This window comes from Arthrobacter sp. 05L45_2 (assembly GCF_056397525.1).
Genome location: NZ_JBFTNO010000132.1, coordinates 1 through 9,019, shown reverse-complemented (window position 1 = coordinate 9,019; position 9,019 = coordinate 1). Strand labels below are relative to the sequence as shown.

Genomic DNA, 9,019 nt, shown 5'->3' with positions numbered 1-9,019 from the left:
GTGTGGTGGTGGTGATCCACGGCGGTTACTGGCGCTCGCAGTACGGTGCCGAACTCGGCGAACCGTTGGCCAGGGACCTCGCCGCCCACGGACTGGCGGCCTGGAACCTGGAGTACCGCCGGGCCGGCAACGGCGGCGGCTGGCCGAACACTTTCGAGGACGTGCTCGCGGGGATCGACAAGCTTCGCGACGTCGCCGGGGAACACAGCCTAGACCTGGAGCGCGTCGTGGCACTGGGCCACTCCGCCGGCGGCCACCTGGCGGTGTGGGCGGCGGGCCGGAGCCGGCTGTGCCAGCTTGGTGCCCCGGATGCTGACCGCCAGCTGCAACGCAGGGACGACGGCGCAGCGGTGCAGCTCACCGGCGTCGTGAGCCAGTCGGGCCTGCTGAACCTGGCCGCAGCCGAGCGGCTCGATCTCAGTAACGGCGCCGTCAGCAACTTCCTGGGCGGCTCGTCGGAAAGATACCCCAAACGGCATAAATACGCCGACCCCATGACGGCGGTGCCGTTGCGGGTCCCCGTCTACGCCGTGCACGCCACTGAGGATGACACGGTGCCGATGAGCCAGTCGGAGGCTTACGCGGCCGCGGCAAAGGCAAGCGGCGCTCCCGTCCAGTTCCTCAAGGTCCCCGGCGACCACTTCGCGCTCATCGACACCAAGACGCCCGCCTACCGGAAGTGCCGCGAACTTGTACAGCAGCTCCTGGCCTAGCCCGGAGTACCCGGATTGCCCCGGGGCCCCGATTGCCGGGAGCGCCCGGCCGGGCGTTCGCATAGACTGAAGTCAGGTGCGCCGGGAAGTCTGGTCGGCATAGTTCTGTCGACCCGAAAATTAGGACTTCCACGTGAGCCACACTCCTCCCTCTGCGGCTAGGCCGGGCCCGCCCGGCGCCACCATCCTGGGCCGCGGCAGCTACGCGGAATCCCTGCGCATCGGCGAAATTCTGCGCAAGGAAACCGTCGGCGGCGCGCTTCTGGTGGCCGCGGCCCTCGCGGCGCTGATCTGGGCAAACTCCCCGGCGTCGGAGAGCTACTTCGCGCTCCGCGACTTCACTGTCGGCTACGGGCCATGGCATCTGGAGCTCAGCCTCGGCGCGTGGGCCGCCGATGGGCTGCTCGCCATTTTCTTCTTCCTGGTGGGACTGGAGCTCAAACGCGAATTCGTGGCGGGCGACCTGCGCCAGCTCAGCAAGTCCGTTGTTCCGGTGGCCGCTGCTGCCGGTGGGGTCCTGGTGCCCGCGGTGATCTACGCCCTCGCCAACCTCGGCAGCCCGGAGACTCTGCGCGGCTGGGCCATTCCCACCGCCACGGACATCGCGTTCGCCGTCGCGGTACTCGCGATCATCGGCTCGCACCTGCCCAGCGCGCTGCGAATCTTCCTGCTCACCCTGGCCGTTGTGGACGACCTGATCGCAATCACCATCATCGCCGTGTTCTACTCCAGCGAGATCCAGCCGGTACCTCTTCTTTTGGCCGTGCTGCCGCTGGGCCTCYACACCTACCTGGCGCACCGGTACCGGCGATTCTTCGGGCTAAAAGCTCCCGCGGCGTGGCTCATCCTGTTGCCCCTCGGCCTGGCCACGTGGGTGCTGGTGCACGCGTCCGGCATCCACGCGACGGTGGCTGGCGTCCTGCTTGGTTTCGCCATTCCGGTGCTCCGTTCCCGGGCCAGCGGGGGACCAGAGGCGGGTCCGGGTCTCTCGGAAATCTTCGAACACCGCTTCCGGCCCATCTCCGCGGGCATCGCCGTTCCCGTCTTTGCCTTTTTCTCGGCGGGCGTGGCCGTTGGCGGCTGGGGCGGCCTGGGTGCTGCGCTGACGGATCCGGTGGCTATCGGGATTATCCTGGCGCTGGTGCTGGGCAAACCGGCCGGCATCCTGGGCACCACCTGGCTGCTCACGAAGGCGACGCGCGCCCGCCTGGACACCTCGTTCACCTGGATCGACGTCGGCGGCGTCTCGATTCTTGCGGGCATCGGCTTTACCGTCTCGCTCCTGGTTGCCGAGCTCAGTTTCGGCCAGGGCAGTGTCCACGACGACCACGCCAAGGTCGGGATCCTCGYAGCGTCCCTGCTGGCCGCACTGCTGGCGAGCGTGGTGCTGCGCGCCCGCAACCGCCAGTACCGGCTGGCAGAGGAAGAGGAGAGGCGCGACTCGGACCACGACGGGATCCCGGACGTCTACCAGCAGGGACCCGCGGAGTCCTAGGGAGCGGGCTGGGCGGAGCTCGGGATCCGGACCACAGCGGCGCCGGGACGTGTTCTCTGGCAGAGTATGGGCATGCTCACAGTCATTGGTGAGGCCCTGGTTGATGTTGTCCAGCGCTCCTCCGGAATCCAGGCCCATGTTGGCGGCAGTCCCCTGAACGTGGCGGTTGGGCTGGCCCGGCTGGACCATCCGGTGCAGTTCATCGGGCGCTACGGCCGGGACGCCTACGGGGAGTCCGTCGCGGCGCACCTGAAGTCGAGCTCGGTGCTGGTACCGCTGGGCCCGGATGAGTTGCCGACGTCGGTAGCCACTGCCCTGATCGACGACGACGGCGCCGCGAGCTACACCTTCGACCTCGCCTGGGAGCTCCCCGGCTTCGCGGACCGGCTGCCGTTCACCCTGCAGGGCAGCACGTTGCTGCACACGGGTTCGATCGCGACCATGCTGGCCCCGGGCGCCGCGGACGTCCTGGCCGCCGTCGAGCATGYCCATCCGTCAATGACCATCAGTTTTGACCCCAACTGCCGGCCGACCATCATCACCGACGTGGGCTACGCCCGGGCGCAGGCGGAAAAGTTCGCCTCGCTCGCTGATGTGGTCAAAGCCTCCGACGAGGACCTTGAGTGGCTCTACCCCGGCGAGGACCCGCTCGATTCGGCCCGCCGCTGGCTCCGGCTGGGCGGATCCGAGGGCCCCGCCATGGTGGTGGTCACCCGCGGGGCCGACGGGCCGTGGGCCGTCAACGCGGCCGGAGAAGCGCACGTCAGGATACCGAAGGTGCAGGTTGCGGACACCGTCGGCGCCGGGGATTCCTTTATGGCGGCGCTGCTCTCCGGCATCGTGGACCGCGGATTGAACGGGGCGCAGAACCGCCCGGGCCTGCGTGAGCTTTCCGCGGAGAGCCTGCACGGACTCCTGGCCCGGGCCGCCGCGGCCGCCGCTGTGACGGTCTCCCGTGCCGGAGCGAACCCGCCCACCCGGACGGAACTGAACCGGATGGAAGCGGACTGGGCTGCGCTGAAGAGGTAGACGGGACTGGATGACCCCGGGCCGGGGACGGGTGAGCCGGCCGGTAAGGAGAGGACGCCATGGAAACCTTCACACTGCGGAGCGATGCCTTCGACGACGGGCAGGTTCTTCCGCCGGCCCAACGCGGCGCCGCCACCGGCCCCGGCGGCAGGGATGAATCACCGCCCCTGAGCTGGAGCAACGCGCCGGCCGGAACCCGGAGCTTCGCCGTCACGGTCTTCGACCCCGACGCCCCGGGCCGCGGCGGGTTCTGGCACTGGGCCGTCCTGGACATCCCGGCCGGCACTGCGTCCCTGGCCGCCGGGGCCGGTGAACGGCGCGGCGCCGGCCTTCCGCAAGGCGCGTTCCAGCTCCGGAACGACGGCGGGAAAGTTGGCTACCTGGGGGCCGCCCCGCCCAAGGGACACGGCCCGCACCGCTACGTGATCACGGTGCACGCCCTGGATACGGACACGTCCGGCCTCGACGCCGGCGCCTCCCCGGCCAGCCTCGAGGCCAAACTCGGGCCACACACGTTGGCCCGTGCCAGCCTGACGGGCACCTACGAGCGGCACTGACGGCCGCCGTCGTCACCAGCCCCGCCMCCCTCCGCGGCCAACGTAGACTGGCACTATGCGGCTGGTAGCTAGTGATATTGACGGAACGATCCTCGGCCACGACGGAAAAATCAGCGACCGGACCGTGCGCGCATTCCACGCCTGCCGCGACGCCGGGGTGGAACTGGTGTTCGTCACCGGCCGGCCCCCGCGCTGGCTGCACCCCCTTCAGGACCAGCTTGGCCACACAGGCACCGTCATCTGCTCCAACGGGGCTGTGGTCTGGGACCTGGAGACGGACAGGGTGGTTTCCTCCCGGGCCTTGGAGCTCGACGCCGTCTTCGAAGTCCGCCGGATCATCCAGCAGCTGCGCCCCAGCGCGCTCTTCGCCGCCGAAACACTCACCGGCTTCCACCTGGAACCGGGCTTCCTCGGCACCGGCTCCACTGCCCTCCTCGCCGAATTCACCCCGGCGCCGTTGCAGGAGACGCTTACCGCGGACGACGCCGTCGTAAAGTTCCTGGCGATTGTCCGGGAGGGGACGGCGGATGAGTTCCTGGCCGAAGTTGCCCCCGCAGTCGCCCACCTTGCCGCCGCCACCCACTCCGCCCCGAACGTCGCCCTGCTGGAGCTGTCGCTGCCCGGCGTCAACAAAGCCGTGACCCTCGCCGAGTACGCGGCTTCCTTGGGCGTGCAGGCGCAGGACGTCGTGGCGTTCGGCGACATGCCCAACGACATCGAAATGCTCCGCTGGGCCGGCGACGGGTACGCCATGGCCAGCGGCCACCAGGAGGCCATCCGCGCGGCCGGCCAGCAGGCGCCGCATTTCGACGACGACGGCGTGGCCCAGATCCTCGAAGCCAAACTCGCCGAGCTGGGCGTCCGTCTTCCCTGACCCGGGAGTGCAACCCCCGCCGGAGTGCAACCCCGGCGGACATGGGATTCCCAGCTGGCGGCCAACTGCCGTTCACTTTCGGCTCCTAGGCTGGCAGCACCGAACGGATCTCTTGACTGATGGTGGGGCACTCATGGCCAGGTACGGCAACCGACATATTGATGACCAGCCGCTCCGGCGGGTGGACCCGGACGCGCACTGGAAGAGCCTGCGGCAGGGCGACCGGGTCCGGGTCCGGCTCTCGCCCGGGTTTGAAACCGGCGGGTTCGTCGACGCCGTCACCCCGGACCACACCACGGTCTGGGTAGACCTCGACGGCGGCGGCCGCACCCTGCTGCACTGCAGCGATGGCGTGGAGATCCTGCCGCACAGCGCCTGAGCCCAAAGAGTCCCTCCGGTACGCTTCAAGGGTGATAGCCCCGCACCCCTTCCTCGCCCACGGCGGCGCCCCCGGGGCGCCGGTGCCGATGGCGCACCGCGGATTTTCGCCGGAAGGCGCCGAGAACTCGATGGCCGCGTTCCGCGCCGCCGTCGCACTCGGTTACCGCTACCTTGAAGCGGACGTGCACACCACGGCCGACGGCGTTCTGCTGCTCTTCCACGATGAAACCCTGGACCGCGTCACGGACGGCAGCGGACGAATTTCCGAACTACCCGCGGCAACCGTTGCCCGCGCCCGGATCGCCGGCGCCGAGCCGATCCCGCTGCTGGCGGAACTGGTGGCCGAACTGCCCGACGTCCGGCTCAACCTGGACGTCAAAGACTGGAATTCGGTGGACACGCTCGCAGCCGCAATCGAACAGTTCGGGCTGCATGACAGGGTCCTCATTGCCAGCTTCTCCGACCGCCGGCGGCGCGCGGTACTGCGGCGCCTGAGCCGGCCCGCGGCCAGTTCCGCCGGGATGGCCGCCAATGCCCTCTTTGTGCTGCTGGGACCGCTGCTCCCGGCGGACCTGTTGCGTCGGGCGACGGCCCGGGCACTCCGCGACGTCCACGCCCTGCAGGTCCCGGTCAGGTACGGCGCCGTGCCGGTGGTGACGGCAGGATTTGTCCGCCGCGCCCACCGCCAGGGCCTGCATGTGCACGTCTGGACCATCAATGAGGCGGCCGAGATGCACCGGCTGCTGGACCTTGGCGTCGACGGCATCGTCACAGACCGTGCCGACCTGCTGAAGACGGTCCTGCAGGAACGCGGCCAGTGGGTCGACTGAGACGCGCTGCCGCGGGGACCCGCGCCGCCGGGAACCCCGCGGCCGCCGCGCGGCCTCGGCTCCGAGTAAACCTAACTGCTGAGTTCCACCATCAGGGCCGGCAGTTCGTCACAGAGTTCGCGCGCCAGGTAGCCTAGTCCGCCCAGCCTGCTCGCCAGCCGATCGCCGGCCGCGGCGTGCAAATGGGAACCCCAGCAGGCGGCCTGCGCGTCCGTGGTTCCCCGCGCCCGCAGCCCAGCAATGGCGCCTGCCAGCACGTCGCCGCTTCCCGAGGTGCCCAGGCCGCTGTGTCCCGTGGTGATTTCCCAGACGGTCCCGCCGGGCTCCGCGATCACCCCCTGGCAGCTGACCACGGCCTGATATTTGACAGCGATTCTTGACGCGTCCCGCTGAAGGTCCTCAATGTCCCGGCCCAGCAGGATGCTGCCTTCGGTGACGTTGGGGGTCAGGATCAGCCGGCCCGCCCATGGCTGCAGTTCCTCGGCCAGCTCGGGCAGGCAGCCCAGGGCATAGGCATCGAGGACGACGGCGGGCCCGCGCTTCGGACGGGAGCTGCCAGGCAGCAGTAGAACGCGCAGCAATGACAGGGTCTCGTCCTTGTCATCCAAGCCGGGTCCGACGAGGATGGCGTCCGCAGCGCCTACCTCGTCCGCCAGCAACGACGCTCCGGAGCCCTTGACCGACCCATGCGAAGTCTCCGGCAGCCCCACAACGCCCGACTCCGGGAGGGCCACCGCCAGCTGCACCGCCGTCGACTCCGCCACCGCCAGGGTCAGCCTGCCGGCACCGGAGCGCAGGCTCGCCACGCCGGCTAGCAGGGCCGCCCCCGGCGTCTTGCGCGCGCCGCCCACCACCAGCACCGAACCGCGGTCGTCCTTGCCGGAACCGCCGCCGGGCAGCGGCCAGCCGCGCAGCAGCGTTGGCGTCAGCTGCACTGTGGGCGAAGACTTAGCGCGGGTGGACATCTGCGTCCCCTGCGTGCTCGGTGACGGGGACGCCCTGTTCCGCCAGGTGGTCCGCCGTATTGAAGGTCTCCAGCACCCACGCCCCCCGCCCGTCGGTCCGGGCAAAGCGGCTGACAGAGGCGTTCAGGATGCTGGTCTTGGCGGCAAGGTCCAGCAACTCGGATTCCGAGAGGCCCTGGAGGATGTAGCGGAACAGCACGATCAAGGCGTCGTGGCAGACCAGCACAACACCTTCCCCGGAGTGGACCCGGTCCAGATCCGCCAGCAGCGAGCGGAGCCGCAACACGACGTCGGCCCATGATTCGCCGCCCGGGGGCCGGTAGTAGAACTTCCCCAGCCACCTTCGGCGTTGGGCTTCCTCGGGCAGCCGGGCTTCGACACCCTCGGAGGTGAGCATGTCCAGGATTCCGAGCTCGCGGTCGCGAAGCCGCTCGTCCAGCCGGATTTGCCCGCGCCAGCCGCCCGTCCCGACCGCCAGTTCGGCGGTCTGCCGTGCGCGGGCGTAGGGGGAGGACCACAYGGCGCCGCGGCGCTGCTCGGGGACGCCGGCTAGAAACCGGCCCAGCGCCAGTGCCTGTTCCCGGCCGGTGTCCGAGAGCCCGACGTCGGCGTCGCGCGCCGGGACGTCGATGACGTGTGCCCCGGCCTGATGCGCGCGGGTCGCGGCCACATTGCCTTCACTTTCCCCGTGCCGGATCAGGACGAGTCCCGTGATCCCCGGCAAGCTGCCGCCGGCATATTCGCTGTTGCCCACCGTTACCTCCTGCACGCCCGCCCGCGGGGCCCGTCGAAACTGCCACTGCCGTCCACGGGAGGATCCCGGGCGGCCCGGAAGTGCCCACGTTACTCCCGGGCCCCGGCCTTGTCTCGGAAGGCAAATGTCGGTGGCGGCTGGCAGGATGGAGCCATGCGTATCCTGATCGCCCCGGACAAGTTCAAGGGCTCCCTGACCGCCGCCGAGGCAGCTTCCGCCATTGCCGAGGGGGCCCTGCGGGTCTACCCCGAGGCGGAAGCCATCCAGTTTCCCGTGGCCGACGGCGGGGAGGGAACCCTGGAAGCCGCCGTCGCCGCCGGGTACGAGGAGCGGCTGAACGCCGTCGTCGGCCCGATCCTGGCCCCGATTGGTGCGGCCTGGGCGATCCGCAAAGATGCCTTCGGCGGCGCGACCGCTGTCATCGAGACAGCCCAGGCGTCCGGCCTCGCGCACATGGAACCGACCCCCGAGAATGCGCTGCGGGCCCACAGCTACGGATGCGGACAGCTGATCGCGGCCGCCCTCGACGCCGGAGCCACGGACATTGTGCTGGGCGTCGGCGGCTCTGCGATGAGCGACGGCGGCAGCGGGGCCCTGCGCGCCCTTGGCCTGAAACCCGTGGACGCCGCCGGGAACGTGGTGCCGCTCGGTGGCGGGTCGCTGGTGGACGTCGCGGCCGTGGACCTCAGCGGCCTCGACCCGAGGCTGGCGGCGGTGAAATTCAGGATCGCCGTGGACGTGCAGAACCCGCTTTACGGGCCCGACGGCGCCGCCCACGTCTTCGGTGCCCAGAAGGGGGCCGACGCGGAGGCGCGGGAAGCACTCGACGCCGGGCTGCGCAACTGGGCCTCGGTGATCCGGCAGGCGACCGGCCGCGACGTCAACGTCCCGGGTGCGGGGGCGGCCGGCGGATTCCCTGCGTCGTTCCTGGCCTTCAGCAACGCGTCCCTTGAGGGCGGGTTCGAGCTCGTGGCCGGACTCACGGGCCTCGCCGACAAGCTGGCCGAGGCTGACCTGGTGATCACCGGCGAGGGGTCGCTGGACTCCCAGTCGCTGGGCGGGAAGGCGCCGATCGCGCTGGCCGACGCCGCCCGCGAACTCGGAATCCCGGTCATTATGGTCGCCGGCCGGATCCTGGTCACCCCCGAGGACCTGGCCCGGCACGGGGTGGTGGCGGCAGCGCAGTTGCTGGACGTGGCCCCGAGCCCGGCCGAGGCCATCGCGAAGGCGGCCAAGTACCTGGCCTGGGCCACCACCCAGGTCCTCGAAGGGGCCTAGCCCCCCGGGCACGGATTCCCCGGGGGAAACTCTGGTTCGGGCGTATCGGCGCCGATAAACTGGCGGCATTGGGGGGCCGTGACTCCCTGCCAGGGTTACGCGCAGACCGTGGCCCTGCCCAGGAGTCCGATATGTCCATGAAG

The 9,019-nt window shown here is 70.2% G+C and carries 10 protein-coding genes; 8 read left to right on the top strand and 2 right to left on the bottom strand.

Annotated features, from left to right (window positions below; all coding sequences use genetic code 11):
- From AC1DHD_RS11080 to AC1DHD_RS11050, 7 genes are all read left to right on the top strand, one after another.
- Positions 1 to 713, top strand: a 713-nt coding sequence (locus AC1DHD_RS11080) for an alpha/beta hydrolase (RefSeq protein ID WP_476879766.1), incomplete at its 5' end; no start/stop codon positions are given.
- 133 nt (positions 714 to 846) lie between these two features.
- Positions 847 to 2,208, top strand: a complete 1,362-nt coding sequence (nhaA, locus tag AC1DHD_RS11075) for a Na+/H+ antiporter NhaA (protein ID WP_476879765.1) — start codon at positions 847 to 849, stop codon at positions 2,206 to 2,208.
- Positions 2,209 to 2,280: 72 nt separating this feature from the next.
- Positions 2,281 to 3,237 (top strand): carbohydrate kinase family protein, encoded by a 957-nt coding sequence (locus AC1DHD_RS11070; RefSeq protein WP_476879764.1) that lies wholly within the window; start codon positions 2,281 to 2,283, stop codon positions 3,235 to 3,237.
- Positions 3,238 to 3,296: 59 nt separating this feature from the next.
- Positions 3,297 to 3,794 (top strand): YbhB/YbcL family Raf kinase inhibitor-like protein, encoded by a 498-nt coding sequence (locus AC1DHD_RS11065; protein ID WP_476879763.1) that lies wholly within the window; start codon positions 3,297 to 3,299, stop codon positions 3,792 to 3,794.
- A 55-nt stretch (positions 3,795 to 3,849) separates the two neighbouring features.
- Complete coding sequence (locus AC1DHD_RS11060; RefSeq protein WP_476879762.1) at positions 3,850 to 4,668, top strand: HAD family hydrolase; 819 nt, start codon at positions 3,850 to 3,852, stop codon at positions 4,666 to 4,668.
- Between the two features lie 133 nt (positions 4,669 to 4,801).
- Positions 4,802 to 5,047, top strand: coding sequence for a hypothetical protein (locus tag AC1DHD_RS11055; protein WP_476879761.1), 246 nt, complete (start codon positions 4,802 to 4,804; stop codon positions 5,045 to 5,047).
- Between the two features lie 88 nt (positions 5,048 to 5,135).
- Positions 5,136 to 5,879: a glycerophosphodiester phosphodiesterase family protein gene (locus AC1DHD_RS11050; RefSeq protein ID WP_476879767.1), complete on the top strand. Its 744-nt coding sequence runs from the start codon at positions 5,136 to 5,138 to the stop codon at positions 5,877 to 5,879.
- Between the two features lie 71 nt (positions 5,880 to 5,950).
- On the opposite strand, the gene AC1DHD_RS11045 is transcribed toward AC1DHD_RS11050, so the two are convergent.
- A complete protein-coding gene (locus tag AC1DHD_RS11045) occupies positions 5,951 to 6,844 on the bottom strand; it encodes an NAD(P)H-hydrate dehydratase (protein ID WP_476879760.1) in 894 nt (297 codons plus the stop codon).
- Positions 6,828 to 7,598, bottom strand: coding sequence for a histidine phosphatase family protein (locus AC1DHD_RS11040; RefSeq protein WP_476879759.1), 771 nt, complete (start codon positions 7,596 to 7,598; stop codon positions 6,828 to 6,830). Before AC1DHD_RS11040 ends, AC1DHD_RS11045 begins: the two co-directional genes overlap by 17 nt.
- Positions 7,599 to 7,751: 153 nt before the next feature.
- Between AC1DHD_RS11040 and AC1DHD_RS11035 the strand changes: the two genes are divergently transcribed.
- Complete coding sequence (locus AC1DHD_RS11035; RefSeq protein ID WP_476879758.1) at positions 7,752 to 8,876, top strand: glycerate kinase; 1,125 nt, start codon at positions 7,752 to 7,754, stop codon at positions 8,874 to 8,876.
- The last annotated feature ends 143 nt before the right edge of the window (positions 8,877 to 9,019 follow it).

What these genes read in the sequence shown, in the direction of transcription:
- AC1DHD_RS11065 (WP_476879763.1), top strand. Translation starts at nt 3,297, where the DNA reads ATGGAAACCTTCACACTGCGGAGCGATGCCTTCGACGACGGGCAGGTT.
- AC1DHD_RS11060 (WP_476879762.1), top strand. Translation starts at nt 3,850, where the DNA reads ATGCGGCTGGTAGCTAGTGATATTGACGGAACGATCCTCGGCCACGAC.
- AC1DHD_RS11055 (WP_476879761.1), top strand. Translation starts at nt 4,802, where the DNA reads ATGGCCAGGTACGGCAACCGACATATTGATGACCAGCCGCTCCGGCGG.
- AC1DHD_RS11050 (WP_476879767.1), top strand. Translation starts at nt 5,136, where the DNA reads ATGGCGCACCGCGGATTTTCGCCGGAAGGCGCCGAGAACTCGATGGCC.
- AC1DHD_RS11045 (WP_476879760.1), bottom strand. Translation starts at nt 6,844, where the DNA reads ATGTCCACCCGCGCTAAGTCTTCGCCCACAGTGCAGCTGACGCCAACG.
- AC1DHD_RS11035 (WP_476879758.1), top strand. Translation starts at nt 7,752, where the DNA reads ATGCGTATCCTGATCGCCCCGGACAAGTTCAAGGGCTCCCTGACCGCC.